Source organism: Sulfurimonas sp. (assembly GCF_047622445.1).
GTDB lineage: Bacteria > Campylobacterota > Campylobacteria > Campylobacterales > Sulfurimonadaceae > Sulfurimonas.
Genome location: NZ_JBLHOE010000009.1, coordinates 1 through 19,063, shown reverse-complemented (window position 1 = coordinate 19,063; position 19,063 = coordinate 1). Strand labels below are relative to the sequence as shown.

General features: G+C 31.8%; 14 protein-coding genes and 5 tRNA genes. 11 read left to right on the top strand and 8 right to left on the bottom strand.

Annotated elements, in window-relative coordinates:
- The first annotated feature begins 29 nt into the window (after positions 1–29).
- The 5 genes from ACI9TV_RS03375 (at position 30) to ACI9TV_RS03355 (ending at position 1,617) form a co-directional block, all read left to right on the top strand.
- Positions 30–104 (top strand) — tRNA-Gly (locus tag ACI9TV_RS03375).
- Between the two features lie 41 nt (positions 105–145).
- Positions 146–232, top strand: a tRNA-Leu gene (locus tag ACI9TV_RS03370).
- Between the two features lie 19 nt (positions 233–251).
- Positions 252–325 (top strand) — tRNA-Cys (locus ACI9TV_RS03365).
- A 30-nt stretch (positions 326–355) separates the two neighbouring features.
- Positions 356–445: transfer RNA gene (locus tag ACI9TV_RS03360), tRNA-Ser, on the top strand.
- A 176-nt stretch (positions 446–621) separates the two neighbouring features.
- Positions 622–1,617 carry a hypothetical protein gene (locus tag ACI9TV_RS03355; protein WP_415249345.1) on the top strand — a complete coding sequence of 332 codons (996 nt, stop codon included), beginning with the start codon at positions 622–624 and terminating at the stop codon, positions 1,615–1,617.
- 270 nt (positions 1,618–1,887) lie between these two features.
- Here ACI9TV_RS03355 and ACI9TV_RS03350 read toward each other — a convergent pair whose 3' ends face one another.
- Together ACI9TV_RS03350 and ACI9TV_RS03345 are read right to left on the bottom strand one after the other, a co-directional pair.
- Positions 1,888–5,733, bottom strand: a complete 3,846-nt coding sequence (locus tag ACI9TV_RS03350) for an Ig-like domain-containing protein (protein WP_415249344.1) — start codon at positions 5,731–5,733, stop codon at positions 1,888–1,890.
- Positions 5,734–5,768: 35 nt separating this feature from the next.
- Positions 5,769–7,433 (bottom strand): DUF4214 domain-containing protein, encoded by a 1,665-nt coding sequence (locus ACI9TV_RS03345; RefSeq protein ID WP_415249343.1) that lies wholly within the window; start codon positions 7,431–7,433, stop codon positions 5,769–5,771.
- A gap of 524 nt (positions 7,434–7,957) precedes the next feature.
- On the opposite strand from ACI9TV_RS03345, the gene ACI9TV_RS03340 reads away from it, so the two are divergent.
- From ACI9TV_RS03340 to ACI9TV_RS03325, 4 genes are all read left to right on the top strand, one after another.
- Positions 7,958–8,686, top strand: coding sequence for a transglutaminase-like cysteine peptidase (locus tag ACI9TV_RS03340; RefSeq protein WP_415249342.1), 729 nt, complete (start codon positions 7,958–7,960; stop codon positions 8,684–8,686).
- A 291-nt stretch (positions 8,687–8,977) separates the two neighbouring features.
- Entirely contained in the window at positions 8,978–9,331 is a 354-nt protein-coding gene (locus ACI9TV_RS03335) for a hypothetical protein (protein WP_415249341.1), read from the top strand.
- Positions 9,332–9,703: 372 nt separating this feature from the next.
- Complete coding sequence (locus tag ACI9TV_RS03330) at positions 9,704–10,024, top strand: hypothetical protein (protein WP_415249340.1); 321 nt, start codon at positions 9,704–9,706, stop codon at positions 10,022–10,024.
- 166 nt (positions 10,025–10,190) lie between these two features.
- Positions 10,191–10,266: transfer RNA gene (locus tag ACI9TV_RS03325), tRNA-Gly, on the top strand.
- A gap of 163 nt (positions 10,267–10,429) precedes the next feature.
- Here the strand turns inward: ACI9TV_RS03325 and ACI9TV_RS03320 are convergent.
- From ACI9TV_RS03320 to ACI9TV_RS03305, 4 genes are all read right to left on the bottom strand, one after another.
- Positions 10,430–10,597, bottom strand: coding sequence for a hypothetical protein (locus ACI9TV_RS03320; protein WP_415249339.1), 168 nt, complete (start codon positions 10,595–10,597; stop codon positions 10,430–10,432).
- 70 nt (positions 10,598–10,667) lie between these two features.
- Complete coding sequence (locus ACI9TV_RS03315) at positions 10,668–10,883, bottom strand: hypothetical protein (protein WP_415249338.1); 216 nt, start codon at positions 10,881–10,883, stop codon at positions 10,668–10,670.
- 39 nt (positions 10,884–10,922) lie between these two features.
- Positions 10,923–11,360: an NfeD family protein gene (locus ACI9TV_RS03310; RefSeq protein ID WP_415249337.1), complete on the bottom strand. Its 438-nt coding sequence runs from the start codon at positions 11,358–11,360 to the stop codon at positions 10,923–10,925.
- Positions 11,341–12,264 carry an SPFH domain-containing protein gene (locus tag ACI9TV_RS03305; protein ID WP_415249336.1) on the bottom strand — a complete coding sequence of 308 codons (924 nt, stop codon included), beginning with the start codon at positions 12,262–12,264 and terminating at the stop codon, positions 11,341–11,343. The genes ACI9TV_RS03310 and ACI9TV_RS03305 overlap by 20 nt, the downstream gene beginning before the upstream one ends.
- A 319-nt stretch (positions 12,265–12,583) precedes the next feature.
- On the opposite strand from ACI9TV_RS03305, the gene ACI9TV_RS03300 reads away from it, so the two are divergent.
- The gene (locus tag ACI9TV_RS03300) at positions 12,584–13,117 is read left to right on the top strand and encodes a hypothetical protein (RefSeq protein WP_415249335.1); all 534 of its coding nucleotides are present in this window, start codon (positions 12,584–12,586) and stop codon (positions 13,115–13,117) included.
- Between the two features lie 272 nt (positions 13,118–13,389).
- Here ACI9TV_RS03300 and ACI9TV_RS03295 read toward each other — a convergent pair whose 3' ends face one another.
- Positions 13,390–14,202, bottom strand: a complete 813-nt coding sequence (locus tag ACI9TV_RS03295; protein ID WP_415249334.1) for an SDR family NAD(P)-dependent oxidoreductase — start codon at positions 14,200–14,202, stop codon at positions 13,390–13,392.
- Between the two features lie 278 nt (positions 14,203–14,480).
- Here ACI9TV_RS03295 and ACI9TV_RS03290 point away from each other — a divergent pair, with 278 nt between their 5' ends.
- Positions 14,481–15,416 carry a GGDEF domain-containing protein gene (locus ACI9TV_RS03290; protein ID WP_415249333.1) on the top strand — a complete coding sequence of 312 codons (936 nt, stop codon included), beginning with the start codon at positions 14,481–14,483 and terminating at the stop codon, positions 15,414–15,416.
- Between the two features lie 52 nt (positions 15,417–15,468).
- Here the strand turns inward: ACI9TV_RS03290 and ACI9TV_RS03285 are convergent.
- On the bottom strand, positions 15,469–19,063 hold a 3,595-nt coding region (locus tag ACI9TV_RS03285), incomplete at its 5' end, for a DUF4214 domain-containing protein (protein WP_415249332.1).

Below are 19,063 nucleotides of genomic sequence, written 5' to 3'. Positions count from 1 at the left end.
TACTAACTAAGACTAGTAAGAGTATGGATGCGGGAGTAGCTCAGCGGTAGAGCATAACCTTGCCAAGGTTGGGGTCGCGAGTTCGAACCTCGTCTCCCGCTCCATTTTAACTTTACATAATAAAACTGTGATATTCATTCACTATGCCCGGGTGGCGAAATTGGTAGACGCAGGGGACTTAAAATCCCCCGGTAGCAATACTGTGCCGGTTCGAGTCCGGCCCCGGGCACCATTGATATGAATAGATAACTGGTGCCATCGCCAAGTGGTAAGGCCGTAGCCTGCAAAGCTACTATCCCCAGTTCAAATCTGGGTGGCACCTCCAGTTTATTTTTATGTTATAATACAAACACGTGGATCTTTGGCAGAGTTGGTCGAATGCACCGGCCTTGAAAGCCGGCGAGGATTATATCCTCCCAGAGTTCGAATCTCTGAGGGTCCACCACTTATCTTTACAATTCCCTAAAACACTTACTTTACAACACTAAATCTTATGTTAATATTTTTTATACTCTCCGGTTTAATATCACTAAACTAATACTTTTTACAAAAATTTGTCGTAAATTTGTCACACTATTTTTTAAATCTCTGTCTAAAATTGATCGTAGTTTTAATTTGAACTTGGATATCATAGAAAATTATCTTCTTAAAAGTGAGCCTATATTTTACGAAATAATATTAGATGAAAAATTTATCTACAATATATTCAATAGAGTTAATACTCTGATAAAACACAATCAAAAACGCTCATTTTACAAAATGCTTCATAATGCTGCACAACTTGAACTAGAGTCACTATTAAACGAAATAGGATTAGAAGTTAAGTCTCATAATGTTAAAAATAAAAATTTCAAACAATCAATAAATATTCATAATCTAGACAAAGTAGTGGAAACAACACAAGTTGTTGAACATGTCTTTAATCAAAAATATCCTTTCCATCACATATATAACCATGATAATTATGATACAAGAAATATCGCTTCTATCGATTTTATGATGATTACGATTAACGAAGACGGAGTTATTGACAAAAATAAAATTTGTATTGATGGAGTTGTATATACTGCAGAAGACAATAATTTTGACATAGATGAAATTCCAAAAAAGGATACAGTTACAATAGATGGATTCAGTCTAGAGATAGATGATCTAGGTAACTTATATATCGATAATAGAGTCGCGGAGTGGAATGAAGATGAAGATGAAGTACTCTCATTAGATGGAAAGATGCTCAAAGATACTTTACATATTTATAATCAACTATTAGAAGTGAAAGACAGTGTGTGGTATATCAACGGAGAAGTCCTTAGTGCGACCAACGAAAAAATGTTTATTGAAAAGCAAATTTTAAAAGAAGAGGCTATAACATTTGAATTCTGTAATAGCTATGGGATTGATAGCTATAGTATAGAAGCATTAAATTATCTTCAAAGCACACCAAATATATCTTTCAAAGGATATAGTCAATTCGACAAACCTTCTCTTGGAAATTATCTTCTTTATGTTGATAATAATGATTATGACATACAAATTAAAACAGCATATGGTGTTAAACTTGTCTCATACGCTTATCACATCTCCATTGCTATTGAAGCGGAAGTTGCACGTGTTTGATACATCATAATATGAGGTAACTCTAATCTTTGAAGTAGTGGCTTATAATAAGTATCTACTATTGATCTTGTATCTCTGTAATAACTACTTGTGATAGGGTTTACAAACACATACTCATTGTTAGTGTTAGCCTTATATTGAAGTAAAATATCTGCTAACTCTTTAACTAGTCCTAACTATTGAATCTCTAAACTTTCATGGACACTTTTATTTGCCATAGTAAGCTATGAAACAAAAGTAGAATCAGCTGTAATGTAGAGATATTTATACTTAATTCACCCAAATTGGTATTATAACATTTGATCCAGAAATGGCATACCACTCATCATTCCAAGATACAGAAGAGACATCCCATCCACTAAAGTCTTGATTTATAAGTGCTGTTGCATTAGTAAACATATCCCTCATATCCGTTACATTTGAAGTTTGCCAATTTCCAAGGTCTTGGTTGAAACTAGTAGCACTATAAAACATAAGATTCATAGTAGTAACACTTGAAGTATTCCAGTTTCCTATATCTTGATTGAAGCTAGTGGCTTCATTAAACATCCCACGCATATCATTAACACTGGAGGTATTCCAGTTTCCAATGTTTTTATTGAAGTTAGTAGCCTTGTGAAACATATAACTGAAGCTTGTAACACTTGAGGTATTCCAGTTTCCTATGTCTTGGTTGAAGCTAGTGGCTTTATTAAACATAGAAAGCATCAGTGTAACACTTGAAGTGTCCCAGTTTCCTATATTTTGATTAAAAGTAGAGTGCTCATAGAACATATAACTCATATTTGTAACACTTGCAGTATTCCAGTTTCCTATATTTTGATTGAAGATAGAAGGACCATAGAACATACTATTCATGTTTGTAACACTTGAGGTATCCCAGTTTCCTATGTCTTGATTGAAACTAGAGGCTTTGAGAAACATATTACTCATATCAGTAACACTTGAAGTGTCCCAGTTTCCTATATTTTGATTAAAGATAGAATTCTTATAAAACATATATCTCATGTTTGTGACACTCGAAGTATTCCAGTTTCCTATATTTTGATTAAAAGTAGAGTGGTCATAGAACATACCATCCATATTTGTAACACTTGATGTATTCCAGTTTCCTATATTTTGATTGAAGATTGAAGGACCATAGAACATACTATTCATGTTCGTAACACTTGAGGTATTCCAGCTTCCTATGTCTTGATTGAAACTAGAGGCTTGGAGAAACATATTACCCATATCAGTAACACTTGAAGTATCCCAGTTTCCTATGTCTTGATTGAAACTAGTAGCTTGGAAAAACATACCACTCATGTCAACAACACTTGAGGTATCCCATCCTCCTATGTCTTGGTTGAAGCTTGTAGGACTCAAAAGTAGATTATCTAGAATAATAAAGGTCTCCCAGTGTCCTATATCTAGATCGAAGCTAGCGGAATTGGAAAACATAAAACTCATATTTGTAACATGGCTGGTACAAATATGTTCAAAGTCGTCTGTATCTTTATTCATAGCTTTTAATGTGTCATTATCTACTACTGTATATGTTTCACTATCAAATATAAAAGTATCACCTACTGAGTTAAGGTCACATTTTATTGTTGCACCTTGTAGATATGAAATTGAATCGATTGTATAGTTCGTAGTAGAAGCTATAGACCCTTTATTACCAGAAACATCAGTATAAGTATCTGCTAAAGAAATTACATTCGTTGCATCAAGGATTGAATCTGTTGGTGTAAAAATAGCGTTCCATGTGATATTGTCAATTGTAGTAAAAGTACTAAGGGTACCATTTTCTGCTGTTACATCTGAGTTAGACAAAGTTACTACTTCACTAAAGAGAATGGTGACAGTAGAAGTCTCTCCTATGAGTAGCGAAGTGTCACTCATGCTAATTGTAGCTGTAGGTGCAATGGTGTCAACAGTATAGTTTGTACTAGTAAATGTAGTTCCTGTATTCCCGCTAGTATCAGTATAGGTGTCAGCCAAAGATATTACATTAGTAGTATCAGTGATTGAATTTGTAGGTGTGAATATTGCACTCCATGTGATGTTGTCAATTGTAGTAAAGCTTGTAATCGTACCATTCTCTACTGTGATATCTTCGTTAGCAAAGTTTTCAACAACTTCACTAAAGACTATAGTAACAATGACAGTCTCTCCTATTAGTAACGAAGTGTCACTCATGCTGATTGTAGCTGTAGGTAAGGTAATGTCAATGCTATCAATTGTATAGTTAGTACTAGAGGATGCACTTCCTGTATTACCAGAAATATCAGTATAAGTACTGGCTAAAGATATTATATTCGTTACATCAGTGATTGAGTCTGTAGGGGTGAAGGTAGCATTCCATGTGATGTTGTCAGTACTAGTAAAAGTACTAAGCGTACCATTTTCTGCTGTGATATCTTCGTTGGCAAAGTTTTCCACCGATTCACTAAAGATTATTGTAACAAGAGAAGTTTCACCTATTAGTAGTGAAGTATCACTCATGTTGATTGTAGCTGTAGGAGCAGTTATATCACGATAATCAATTGTATCAATTATATAGTTAACACTAGAGAGTGCTAGAACTGAATTGCCAGAAATATCAGTATAGGTACTCGCTAAAGATATTACATTTGTTATATCAGTGATTGCATCTATTGGTGTAAAAGTAGCATTCCATGTAATATTGTCATCACTAGTAAAGTTAGTAAGTGTGCCATTATCTGCTGTGATATCTGTATTAGAAAAAATTACGGGTTTATTAAAGCCTATCGTAATAAGGGAAGTTTCTCCTCTAAGTAATGAAAAGTCACTCAAAAAAATTATAGCTGTAGTAACTGTAGGAACTGTAGGAACCATTGTGTCAATTTTATAATTAGCACTAAAAGATCTACTTCCCTGATTAGAGGATAGATCAGTATAATCATCTCCTAAAGATATATTATTTATTCTATGAAAGCTTGTACTATCCGGTGTAAAAACTGCATTCCAAGTGATATTATCAGTAGTAGTAAGAGCAGTGAGTCTACCATTGTCTCCAGTGATATCTTCGTTAGTAAAGCCTTCTACTGCTTCACTAAATACTATAGTGACAAGAGAAGTCTCTCCTATTAATAGTAAATTATCACTCATAGTGATAGTAGCTGTAGGTGAGATTTTATCTCTAGTGTCAATTGAATAATTAACACTAAAAGATTTAGACCCTCTATTACCAGAAGTATCGATATATGTATTTGCTAAAGTTATTATATTCCTACCATTAAGGACTAAGTCTATGGCTGTAAAAGTAGCATTCCACGTAATATTGTCATCACTAGTAAAAGTACTAAGGGTACCATTATATGCTATGACATCTTGGTTAGAGAAGTTATTTATAAGTTCACTAAAAACTATACTAATGAGAGAAGTATCTCCCCTTCCTAAGGAAGTGTTACTCATACTGATTGTAGCTGTAGGTCCAAGTGTATCATCATAATAGCTAGTATAAATCGAGTAATTATTACTAACAGATGCAGTTCCTTCATCATCATCAAGAAGAGCACTATAGGTATCGGCTAAAGATATTACATTGCTAGTATCCGTGATAGAATCCCTTGGTGTATACGTTGCTCTCCATGTGATGTTATTGTCACTAGTAAATGTAGTGAGTGTACCATTCTCTACCGTGATATCTTCGTTTGAAAAGTTTTTTACTGCTTTTGTAAACTTTATGACGACTGATGAATTTTCTCCTCTTTGTAATACTTCCTTAGTAACTTTAATCTTTGCCTTAAGCCCATCAGTAACAAGAACTTTCACAAAACTACGATCACTCTTGTCCCATTTTTTCGCAGATATTAGTAGCATATATGAGTGAAGACCTTCACTTAAATTATCTAAGGTTATACTAGATGTCTCTCCCACAGGAATGTATTCATAATTATACCCAGAACTATCGTACAGACTAGAACGAACGGCTTCTTTCCAAGAATATACTAAGGAAATATCACTTCCCTTATTAACTCCTGTCAACGTAACACTCTCTCCTAATTCAATGCTTACATCTTTACCTGCATAAGCAGTAATCGTAGGACTACAAGCAATAAAAAAGATAGCAATAAAAATGAATAAAAACCATTGTGTTACTTTCATGTTATTTCCTAATATTAGATTCTATAGTTAATTTGTTATATACCATCGATTAATAAGCCCCATGTATCTTCATCAAAAAATTCGCCATAGTCATTAACTTCTAAGGCATTGTATATTTCTTCAAAGTTCAGTAGTTCATTTTCATATTCAGTTTTTGTAATTTCTATATTTGTAATTTCATCAGAAGAATTTTTTATGTAAAATTCTTCTGTAATACTACCGTCAGTATAAGTTTTTGTAGAGATAAGAGATAAAAACTTATTCGTAAACTTCTTCTCATAATAAAATAGTGAATCACTTGATTTTAATTTATCTAGTGTGATAACTACACGAATGCTTACTCCATCGACTACTTGTGTATGGTCTACTATACTAAGGTTATCTATAGCGTATTGGCTATCATAACTATTTTTATTCCAAACATAATTAGTATCTATTATATCGATAAAAACGTCCTCTATATTTAATCCTGATTCTCTGTAGGAATACATATCGAAATATTGTTGCACTCCTACTTTAATAGTACTTGAATTGACAAAATCGAGTATATAAGCAGTCATTCCTCCATCTTTAGGATCAGGTGATATTGGAAATACATCACGATGAAGAGTTGGCTGTACAGATTCATCTGGAACTGTTATTGTCATTGCTTTTGTAGTAGTGTTCGTTCCATCATAAACTGATAAGGTAACCATGTAGGTACCTGCTATAGTATACTTATGTACGGTTGAACTTAGAGTTGAAGATGTATCATCTCCAAAGTCCCATGAGTATGTTAGTGTATCACTATCATCTATAGCATTTCCATCTATGTCAGTCACTAAAGAAACATACATCATTGACTCATGTTTTAAAGGATTGTCTTTGTTGGTTTGTATTGTGAGTATTGGTCCGGTTATAGATTCTAAGTTATTGAGTAGTGCAACTATTATTGGGTTAATAATTAAACTATCCTCTGTAATAGAACCATGTTGTTCTTTGAGAACATTAACTATCTGCATCGCGATTGCAGGATATTGTGAAATTATATTTACAAGATTCTTAGCTGTTTCTCTTGTAATTGCATTATGAGTTATATTTGAGATTATTCTTGCTGATGCTAGATACGTTGCGTCTGCATCTAATGCATCTGGATCGGATGCATCTGTAGTTGGGTCAAGATTAGTTTCTGTAGCTAAGGTACTTACAAACTCTAGAGATACAGCCACTTTATTAGTTAAAAGGTCTCTTCTTTGTTGTGCGGCATCAAGTACTGCTTCTGAAAGTGAAGCGTACTGAGAATCTGTTCTATCAAAGTCTAAAGCAAGAGATACAAATGAAGCTACCATATCTGATCTGCTCATTTTATTACTATCTATTAAACCTTTCCAATAGTTAATACCATCACTATCTCCAGCTTGTCCTAGAGTATTTATATATATAGCTTCTACATACTCTGTATTATCCATAGCACCATAAAGAGAAGTAAACTTAGGATGCGTTGCAAAAGCAGCTGCTAATGTTTTAACTGCACCCTCTTCCCCCAATACAGAAGCTTGACCTTGCCAGTAATTTAATCCACCTTGATCAGCAGCACGATTGAAAAAAGCTACATAGAGTCCTGCTATTTTATCTTGGATTGTTGCTGCGAATGTGTTTGTTGGAAATGCTATAGCTGTTAATAGGGCTATGCTTAGTAGGGATGTTTTTAGTATGTTCATGGGTTTACCCTTTTGAAGATTTAATAAAAATCATACCAAGGCTAAGCAATATTTTAAGTTTTAAATCTAAGTTTTAAATTTAAGTATATCTATTATAGTTAATTATAAAATTAATAATATATATAGAAATATGTATTAAGAAAATTTTAAACAATAATGTCTCACCCTTTCCCCATAAACTCATCCCTAGTGAGCATCCAAAAAGACACAAATAAGACTCATTTTAGACTTACCAACAATTTCTAAAACCCACCTTCAGTTGTACTTCCTAGGCCTTGGGAGTTTTTCTCAACGGCCTTGAAAGCCGGCGAGGATTATATCCTCCCAGAGTTCGAATCTCTGAGAGTCCACCACTTTTTACACAATCTTCTTATACACGATACTGACAAAAATTTTCATTATTAATCTTTATATTAATAAATTTAATAATATTTCTAATACACCGATTTACTTTGTCCAAGTATTACAAATTTTGACTCATTTTAGTCGCAACTTTGTCACAGAAAAAATAGAAGGAAGAATAGTTGAAATATATAGTATTACCATTCATATTAATAGTCTTTTTAACAAGTTGTTCACAACATGTAGTTAAAAAAGAGGTTATTGTAACTAAACCACCAATCAAAAAAATAATACCAATCAAAAAAATAACTTCACCAACTGTAGTTCAAGGTCTTATTCCAGAAACTATCATACAAAAAGCTGAAAAAAAATATGGTCTTTTTGCACGTAAGAGATATGAGGCATATAATGCAAAATTCTCTAAACTCCAAAACAGTTCAACCAAAGTAAAACTTGAAGTGATAAATAAATTTTTCAATCAAGTATCTTATGTTCTTGATAAGAAGATATGGAATAAGTCAGATTACTGGGCTACTCCGTTGGAGTTCTTAGGTAAAGACAAAGGTGATTGCGAGGATTATGTTATTGCAAAATACTTTTCTCTATTAGACCTTGGAGTTGAAAAAGAAAAGCTTTGTTTTTCATATGTAAAATCAATACCTCTTGATCAATCACATATGGTGCTAAGTTATTTTGAAACACCATATTCAGTTCCACTTATTCTTGATAACATAAACTACAATATTTTTCCTGCTGATAAAAGAATGGACTTAATTCCTCTTTACAACTTTAATGGAAAAACACTACATCGTGCTGGAATAAAAGGAAAAAATGGACCAAAGGTTAAGAGTAGTAAGCTTCTTAAAACATGGGATATGTTGATAGCTGATATCAGAAAAAATAAGTTATGATCTCTTTCGCTTTTAGGCGCACTTTTGACATAGTTATTTAAGTCATATTTCAGCAAATGAATTTAAAAAAGGATTGGTGCAAATGAACGAAGACATAGTTGATCAAGGATCTGATGAAGAAAAGAAACAAAGGTAGACAAACTAATTTACCTATATGTTGGTATAGTAATAGGAATAATCTCATCTCTTTTTTTTTCATAAATAAGCCATTGAGTATCATGCTAAAAGCATAAAAATTAATCATAAACATACTATGTTATAATATTTTAAAATAAAATTTCGGGAGTTACAATGAATTATAAAAATAAAAGACTAGTAATGGTATCAATAATTTTACTATTATCTACTACACTATCTGCAAATAAACCTGTCTGGGCTGAGAATGGTAAAAACCCAAGTGACTATGAAAAACGAAAACATAAAGAAGATATGACTTCAAAGAATAAAGACAAAAAGTATGAAAAGAGCTATAAAGAAGATAAACAACATTCTGATTCAAGCGATACTTCAGACAGAAAACAACACGATACTTATTATGACAAAAAATATGAAGGACAAGGTCAAACAGACAAAGAATTTATAGAAGAAAAAACAGATGAAACTAAGAAGAACTGGATTGGGAAATTTTTTGACTTTTTAAACTAATAATTTGCATAATGTAATTCCTAGTAATGTTGGAGTTATGTTTTCCAGTAATCTATCTATTGCATTCAAACAAGTCCTTTTTTCTAGGATGTTCCATTGAGTATGTTTCTTTTTATTCCTCTTCTGGAACCTCTATTCTGAGTGTATTTAGAATCTATTGTAAATAATCCTTTTTAAACATCGATACTACGGAACTTTACTTAGGGCTTTATGCACCCGATTTTTTCATTAAGCCAAAATAGAAATGATATTATCTATACTTAGATAAAATAAATCTATTGAAAAGATTAGCAGTTTTAATGATAGAATTTTTCCACTATTTACGCTCGACAAACAATCTTTTGATATACAGATAACTAAAAAGGAATATTAATGGATGCAGAAGAGTATAAAGAGTATGTCAGCTTAATATTTGATAATTATCTGAGAAAGCTATTATATATAGGAACAATTATTGTAACCATATTTCTACTGATTAGATATCTAAGTGAAGGGGATAAGCTCCTAGAATCTATCATGGTAATAATAGGGGTACTAATTTTTGGAGAATTATTCATACAAACTTTTAGATGGTTGTTTAGTAAAGCTCCATCTTTATTTAAAGTTCCTACTGCTGCATCAGCAATAGGAAATATTAAAGAGATGAAAGAAAAAAATAAGTCCAAAAAGAAGAAGACAAATAATACTAACTGAGACTTTACCTCTATAGATAAAGTAAGAGAACTCAAAGCAATTTATAAAATAATCTAAGCAGAGAAACTTTTCTAGCTGTCTCTAATGTCTCTCTAGTCTTATATCTTTGCAAAACTTTACTTGACATTAGGAATATTTGAGGCTATACTTCTAATTCGATCTCGATGCGGGTGTAACTCAGCGGCTAGAGTTCCTGCCTTCCAAGCAGGCTGTCGAGGGTTCGAATCCCTTCACCCGCTCCATTAAAAAATAAAACTTCTAAAACGCGAACTATAATTTTCGTTAATTAACTTCTTTATATATTATATAGCTTACCTCTGTACATAAAATCCACCAATTCTAATAACTTGTTATCATTATTAAAATAAAAATTATGTAATTATTGTAGTTTTGATAATACTATTTTTATGGAACTAAGTAAGAGTCTTCAGTTACTTCGTAATCTATTTCATAGTCAGGAGACTCTTGTTTAGTATCTTCTTCATATTCATAATTATCATCGTATTGATAGACATAAGCATATTCCTGATTTTCGTGGAACTCTTCTTCCCTGTCATAAATGTAAACTAACATGATAAATCCTTTTATCTATAGAGCTACAGAGTATATCGAACATTTCCATTTTATTGTTAATGTTTAGGACTTAGTCTTTTGCGTGGTTTAAACTTCGTTTTGCTACTGCCATCCAACGAGGTATGTCTCTAATAGCAATGGTTAACTCATGAGGATATACTTTCATAAAGTCAACCATAGTAAGCTCTCCTAATTCGTGACCCGCTGGTGGATAATTATCTTCAATGAATTGAGACAAATATTCTATACGTATAATCATTTCATCACTAGCTAGTTGATTTGACATGTTATAATCCTTATCTTCTATTATCATTATGAGTTACACCTATTTTATTTTTTCAATAAATGCAACACCTTTTTCAGTTTTAAGTACAGTTACTTTTTCGTCTTCTGCAAAAGTTTCTTTTCCTTCATAACTAATCTCCCAATACGTTGCTTTATAATCAACCTTCCCATGTTTTATTACTCCGACACCAGCTTCATTAAGAAAATTGTCATTATTTTCTTTTTTTGATTTTAAAAATACTTCTAAAGCTCTGCTTCTCAAGAAAAAAAGCATAAGCATTGCAATAAGTCCAATACTCCCTAGTTGCCATAAAGCATCAGGAAACACATTAAATAATGAAAGACCAGCTACAAGTAAAAATCCAATTCCAAACCAAAACAATACAAATGAAAATGTAAGCATCTCTAAAGTAATGAGAATAATTCCTATTGCCGATAAATATGCAGGAGATATTAGGCTAAGAGTTAGGTTTTCCATTTTCTAGCCCTTTAAATAATGCATCACCCATAATACTCATAGAACCTATCATCTCAGTTACATTGTATGGAAGTATAACTTTATTAGAAGAATCACTATTAGCTAATTTTTCAAAAGCTTTTATTCGATCTTTTGCAAGTAAAAATTCAGAAGCCTCTTTATTATCTTTCATAGCTTTATTAATAGTATCCATCGCTTCTGATTGACCAGTAGCTACAGCAATTTGTTCATACTTTTTAGCGTCAGCCATTCTTTCAATAGCTTCCGCTTTTAGAATCTCTTCTTGCTTAAATCCTTCTGCCCCTAAAACTTGTGCTACTTTATCCGCTTCCGCTGTTGTTTCTTTCGCTCTTTTTTCCCTTTCAGCTTGCATCTGAAGGTTCATAGCTACTTCTATCTCTTTTGGCACAGAAATATCACTAATCTCAACTCTAGTTATTTTTACACCCCAGTTAAGAGATGCTTCTCCTAAAGCATTTTGTAGCTTAGCGTTTAATGTATCCCTGTTTGATAAAGTAGCATCTAATTCCATTGAACCAATTTCACTTCTAAGTGTTGTCATTGCTAAATTAGAAATAGCTTTTTTAAAATCAACAACATTATATGTCGCCTCTTGAGCATTTTCAACTGTACAAAATACGATACCATCTATAGTTATATTTACATTATCTTTAGTAATTACCGATTGCTTAGGAATATCAATCATTTGTTCTTTCGTTGTTAACTGATTTACTGGATTGTCTACTATAGGGATAATAAAATTCAATCCACCTTTTAAAACTGTATGAAACTTACCTAACCTTTCAACAACTAACATATCTGCTTGAGATACAATTTTTATGCCCTTAACTATAATCGCTAATGCAAATAAAATTATTGCACCTGTAAAAATTAATCCTTCCATTATCATATTCCTTGTGTTTTATAGTGTGTAAAACAATATTATAACTAACTATAGAATATATAACTTCTAACAAATAAAATTCTATGGGTGTACAATCTCCAAAAAAAGCAGAGTAAAAAGGTAATTGATGGACTCTAGCAAGTGCTACTGATTTTAACCTTTCTAAGACATATCCAAAATACAACTAATGCTCTCATAGGTGGAGTCTTCTCACACATGAAATATATGCTTATAAACCCCCGTCGTTTTAATTAATAAAAAATATTAGACTATAATATGAAATAAAAACATTTATTTTAAATGTATTGGAAACTAATTAATGATATTAAAAATTTTAAAAAAGAATAAAATATTACTTTTTGTAATATTTTTGTTGATATCTGTAGCTATAATAATTTCAACAAACAAGTCAAATGGACCCAATATAGTTAAAACTGAAGTTAAAGAAGAGACTAAAACACTAGAGTCTAAGAACAAAACAACGCCAAAAATAGTTGCGGAAGTTAAGCCACAAGTTAAGTTAAAAAAACAAAGTCAAAGTCAAACTTCTCAAGAAAATTTAGCTGAAAACTATCTACTAAAAACTCCTATTTCTGATGATAAAATAGATTTTATAGGTAAAAACGACCCTTTAATTTATTCAAAACCTAAATTAGAAATAGACCAAATTATGGAAGAACATAAAAAGATCACTACTTACGGAAAAGAAAAAGATCTTACAAAAAAGGAAGAAGATTGGAAAGTTGATTATGGAGTTGGCTTAGAAGATGGTGCAGTAGATGACCTAAAAACTGATCCTACATTAAAAAGTGATATGGTCAATGGGAAAGTTGGATTTTCGACATCATTTTAAATGAGATACAATAGTATAAATATTTTTCTACTACTAAATTGTAAAACTTAGGGCAGCCATAATTCCTCCATTCTTTCTATAAAAAAGTACCTGAGTATATCTTAAATCGGGTCTTTTACTCAACCACCTATGAATAATGTAATTGTAGTTAAAAAATCAACAGATGTTTCCAGTTCATATCTAATTTTCAGTTATGTTGAGTAATCCACTTAAACTAGTAAGTCTCTTTATATCAATTAAACGTTGTACTCCCTTATATACGATAAGCTAGGTTAAATTTTTACTAAAATTTTATCAAGCCAACTAGTAGATAAAATTCTTTTAAATCCACCAAGAAGATGTGTTGCAAAAGTGTTGTAGTATCTAGGTTTTGGCTTTTTGGCTTTAAGCGCATGTACAATATTTTTTATAACTACATCTGAACCTTTTGTAAAAAAGTCATTTTCATCCTTCGCTGTTAAAAATTGCGCCGTGTATTCTCTTTGGAAAACACTTCCCTTTAAGACTATATATTGTTTCAACTTTTTTACTGCATTTTTTCGAAAATCAGACCTAATTGGACCTGTATTTATACTACATACGTAGATATTAGTTCCTAGGAGTTCTTGACGTAAAGTATCAGATAAACCCTCTAGTGCATATTTTGAAGCATTATAAGCTCCACGAAACCGTAAAGATATAATCCCTAAAACAGATGAGTGCTGTATAATTCTTCCATAACCCTGCGTTCTCATAATTTTAATACTTTGTCTTGTAAGCTCATGTAGCCCAAAAAAGTTAGTTTCAAACTGTTCTTTTAACACTTCTGTAGTTAGATCCTCTACCGCACCAATCTGTCCATACCCAGCATTGTTAAAAACTGCATAAAGTTTACCATTATCTTTGGTAATCATCTTTAAAACTTCTGTTATATTATCTCTACTTGTAACATCTAACACATAACTATCCAAGCCCTCACCTTCAAGCCTTTTCACATCATTTTCATCTCTACAAGTGGCATATACTTTATAGCCGTTTTTATGAAGATAATGAGCGGTGTCATAACCAATACCGCTAGAGCACCCTGTTATAAGTATAGTCTTCAATTTATCATTACATATTTATTTATATTTTCTATTCTTTCCATTTGTAATTATATTGTAAATATGTTAATACTATAATCTTTAAAATAGATATCTTTACCCACATTATTTCTAATAGTCTCTTGTGAGACGAACTTTTTTACCAAAATAAAGTATTACTGAAACTTATATATTAAAAGATTAAAGAAAGAGTAAGTTTAATTTTAATTTTACTATAATAAAGTAGTAATTTTAAATGATAGCTCACTTACATTATGGCAAATATAAAATAATGGATTCTTATGAGAGATAGTGTTAGAAAATATACAGAACTTTTTGAAAAAACTCTTAATCTATCTGGTATATGTTGGTGGATAATAGATTTTAAGGAAAATCCTGATTATTATTTTTGTAATGAGCTGATGAAAGAGACTTTTTCTTTAGATAAAAATTTAGAGTTGCACTCTATTGAAGACACATGCCCTATAGCAGGTGATTATTATAAAAATATTGAGTTAGCTTGTGAAATAAATGAAAATGCAAGAATAATTATAGATGAATACAAACAACTTATAAACCAAGAAATAGATGAATATAATAATAAGTTTCCATATTACAATGCAAAATTTAATAAAACATTTTATTTTTCAAGTCGAGCTAAAGTACTTGAGACGACTACTACAAATGAGGTTGCTATTCTTTATGGTATTATTGAGGATATTACAACCCAAGAGCTACATAGACACGAAATGGAAGAGTTATCAATAAGAGATAAACTTACTAACCTTTACAATCGAGTGAAAACAGATGAATCAATTAAGTATGAAATTAAAAGATCCATAAGGTATAAGTTTAATTTATCTCTGATACTTATTGATATTGATTTTTTTAAATTAGTAAATGACAATTATGGACATTTGACTGGTGATGCGGTACTTGTACAAACAGCAAAGCTTTTAAAAGAAAACGTTAGAGATAGTGATATAGTTGGTAGATGGGGTGGTGAAGAGTTTATAATTATATGTCCAAATAGTGAGAAGGCATCTGCAAAAATTTTAGCAGATAAACTTAGAAAATTGATTGAAAATTTTGACTTTGATGTTGTAAAACATAAAACAGCAAGTTTTGGACTAACACAATTCAATAACAATGACACCTTGGAAACTTTAATAGACAGAGCAGACAAAGCTTTATACAAAGCAAAAGAATCTGGACGCAATAGAGTTCAAGTGTTATAATCTCAACTTAAATATATACTCCCAAGATACCTTGAGAGTAGGAAAAGTAGTATTAACTACAATCTGCAACAAATGCATTATTACTGAAAATACTACAACTTTTTACTCCTCCATCATCATACCACTCTTCAAACCTTCCATCGTATTCTCCCTTATTATTGTAATTAGAGCTATAAGATAACGTTCCATTTTCATACCATCCTTGCCAATTTCCATACCTTATCCCTTCTAAGGTATAAGTAACCCGTTGTTGAGTACCATTTTCATACCATATTTTTGTAGTACAGTTTTTCTCATTATTGCTACAAGAATCTTGTCTATAAAGAGTTAAATTATCATAATATGAATAATATCCTATCCTTTCACCATTATCGAATAAATTTACAACACTTAAATTACCATTATTGTACTGCTTACTATAACCATCTCGGTAATCATCATTTAAACTCCCCTTATAAGGTACTTCAGTAGTTAATATGTTACCAATACTAGAATCATATGTACACATTATTCGATGTTCACCTTTATCTAAAGTATGGTACCAAGTATTCTCTGGATTAATTTTTGAACACCATTGAGGATCCGGCCAATTACCCCAAACTCCAGGTTCTGTAGTTTCTTTTTCCACACAAACCCCATCTTCAACAGTTTCACCATCAAGACATTTATAATAAGCATGTCCACCAAATACAATCTCAGAGTCATAATTAATACCTGCTACAGTAACTCTAGAAAAAGGATATATTTTAGTTGTTTGAGTAATATTAATCGGACTACTATAGGTTAAAAGAGAACTACTATCATTAAGAGTATATAAGATTGGTAGATTTTCTTCTTGAGAAAGTGTTACTTGAAAATCATCTATAAAGTTTAAGTCGTGGGTAGCATTTGTCGGATTAGCAGTTACTGACTCTGGTATAAGAGAAAACTTCTTTACATTACTCTCGTATTTACCTTGTAGTTCTACTTCAACCGATATTGGTCCATGAGCTAACCCTTGAGGTATCGTTGTTTCTAAATAATCACCAAAACTGTAAGAAGGGTTTACTTCTATAGAATTATCATTATTATCTGTAAATCGTATGATATTATCAGCATTGGTTTGAGAAAATCCTTTACCATATATCGTAAAACTTTCACCTTTTGTGATTTTATCTTTAGATAAACTGGTAATCATAAGATCAGAACCTAAAGTAATCTTATAGAAGTCACTTGTGAAATCATTTGGTACTTTAACATCAATAGTGTTACCTGTAACGTTATCAGTAAAACTTGTTACTAGTTGGAAGTATATTGGTCCTACTATATCACTACCAGTATTTAACCAAGTATATGGAATATCAAACCAAATAGAATCACTTTCTTTATGTATACTACTCCCAGTTAAAGTGTAAAACTGACCTTCTCCATTTAAATCTTTTGCTTCTAGTTTAATAGTTGGTGTGACATCTATAGGATATAAACCATCCCCAGTAAGTGTCACTTTTCTATTATCATCAGTAGTAGTTACTTTTGCTATAGTGTCTGGATCATAATATTTTAAAAATACAGGAAAAGTTATTTGTGTAAAATCTATGTAAGCTGGTGTCCGCATTAAGTCTGCTCCCAAACTCGCTAACTCTGCATTGTATATCCACATACCAGCTTCTGCAGACAAGAATTTAGCTGCTACTTTTGCTTTTTCTTTTAGCCATGTGATAGTACCGTTCTTTGCATAATATTTAGCTCCTATTTCCATTAATTTTACTATATTGTTCTCATTATTCAATCCTTTAAAGATATTTATTAAAGCAATTTTTATATCTTCAGGTTTTCCTTTACTTGAATAATACTCATCTAAAGCTGTTCTAAAAAAACCTTGTTTAGAAAGCCATTCCACCATCTGTAAAGCTACATATTTATCGCCTACAGGCAAGAAGGTAGTAACTGCTCCTATAGCATAGTCAAGTAGTACTCTTTCATTTAAGTCTTTGTTCATACTTTTTATAAAGTTTAAATCTGGAGTATCATAAGGAAGGTATGCCCAACCTGGTGTATAGATAGTTATCTTACTTGGTTGGAAATTAACTCCTTTAACTAAGGCAGTTGATGCATAAAAACCATACAGTAAACCATTTTGAGGGGGAATTAAATTTCCAAATACCCCATGACTTGGAGTATGAATCGGCATTTTAGTAAATATATTTGTAGCTCTATATCTCACAGGGAGCATAGTGTCATTTTCTATAACAAGGTTACCCGTAGTATCCCCTGAAAAAGCATAATACGAAGATGGTCTCTCAGCTTTTATTTTAAAATCATTTATCTCTGCTTGGGGAAGGACTGTAAGACTTGTATCTTCATCAAATATAGAATAGTATATTTTATTACTATCATACATATCTTTTAGTAACACGGTACTGTCTGAGAGAGCTTGAAGAAAGTCATCATCTTGATACAGTAACCTTAAGTTTGCATCTGTTAAATAATAAGCATCATTTGCAAGAGATTCCTCAAACTTCTCAATGAAATAAGCGCTGCTTAATGCGATACTATCTTTAACTTCTCGCGGTGTTCCACCTTGAGTTAAATAGTTATGATCAATTGCATTTAAGATAAGACTAATTGCTGTCTCTTTTGCACTCAATACAGTAGTTGTTTCATTAGGTAAGAGAGTTGTAAACATATATATAACATATTCACTATTTATAGGGTTTTGAAGCATTATATATGCGTCTATTATCTTGTCTTTTGGGGTTTTTATATTTACATTACCATTACTATCTGGTGAGTACGTGTTAAATGCTACTTCAACATTAGCATCTATCATATCTATAGGTGAAGTAGCGGGAAGTTCTATACTTACACTTACAGAAGTTGAGTTATTTTCCCAGTCAATATAGCCAGGGTCTATAGAATCTTCTTGTACAAATAATCCTGTTTTAGAATACCAATCACGTAATATACTGGTTAAATCTTCAAGTTGAACTTTTGTGTCATCTGAATAGCCAAGGGCTATACAATTTCCTTCTTCTATAAATACATCATTTTCATAACTACTATCAGCAAAACTGGAAGCTGTACATTGATTTTGGGGTAAATTCTCAATACATACTGAATCAGAAGGTGCATTATCTTTATAAATTATATTAACAACACAAGAACTAATATTCCATTCATTTAAAATCTTCTCAATAGCTTGTGAATGTTTAGATATGGAATTTAAGTAACTTGTTGCAGATATAACATTAGAAGGATCTGCATTAATGTTTGATAGTATCCTCTGAGAAGCTAAGTAAGCAGGATCATTTTCAGGATCTTGCGCATTAGCTACATTCGTTTTTGAACCTAAATTCTTAGTAAAATATACAGCTACTTCTGCTTTATTTGTAATTAGGTCTTGTCTCTCTATGGCTGCTGCTAATTCAACTGTTGAGAGTGTTGGAAAGTTTGCAGGTGTTAAGTCTAGAGTTAAAGATAACTCCATAAACTCAGCTACCATATCAGATCTTGACTTACCATTATCCAGAAGACCCTTCCAGTATTCCACACCTTGTGCATCTCCTTCTCTTCCTAAAGAGTTCTGATAAATAGCTTGTACAAATACTTCATTACCCATACTTGAGTATGTACTAGAAAATGTTGGGTGTGATGCAAATCCAGAGGCA

Coding starts and splice junctions, on each gene's coding strand:
- ACI9TV_RS03345 (WP_415249343.1), bottom strand. CDS start 7,433: ATGAACATACTAAAAACATCCCTACTAAGCATAGCCCTATTAACAGCT.
- ACI9TV_RS03350 (WP_415249344.1), bottom strand. CDS start 5,733: ATGAAAGTAACACAATGGTTTTTATTCATTTTTATTGCTATCTTTTTT.
- ACI9TV_RS03300 (WP_415249335.1), top strand. CDS start 12,584: ATGATATTAAAAATTTTAAAAAAGAATAAAATATTACTTTTTGTAATA.
- ACI9TV_RS03315 (WP_415249338.1), bottom strand. CDS start 10,883: ATGTCAAATCAACTAGCTAGTGATGAAATGATTATACGTATAGAATAT.
- ACI9TV_RS03320 (WP_415249339.1), bottom strand. CDS start 10,597: ATGTTAGTTTACATTTATGACAGGGAAGAAGAGTTCCACGAAAATCAG.
- ACI9TV_RS03290 (WP_415249333.1), top strand. CDS start 14,481: ATGAGAGATAGTGTTAGAAAATATACAGAACTTTTTGAAAAAACTCTT.
- ACI9TV_RS03305 (WP_415249336.1), bottom strand. CDS start 12,264: ATGGAAGGATTAATTTTTACAGGTGCAATAATTTTATTTGCATTAGCG.
- ACI9TV_RS03330 (WP_415249340.1), top strand. CDS start 9,704: ATGGATGCAGAAGAGTATAAAGAGTATGTCAGCTTAATATTTGATAAT.
- ACI9TV_RS03335 (WP_415249341.1), top strand. CDS start 8,978: ATGAATTATAAAAATAAAAGACTAGTAATGGTATCAATAATTTTACTA.
- ACI9TV_RS03310 (WP_415249337.1), bottom strand. CDS start 11,360: ATGGAAAACCTAACTCTTAGCCTAATATCTCCTGCATATTTATCGGCA.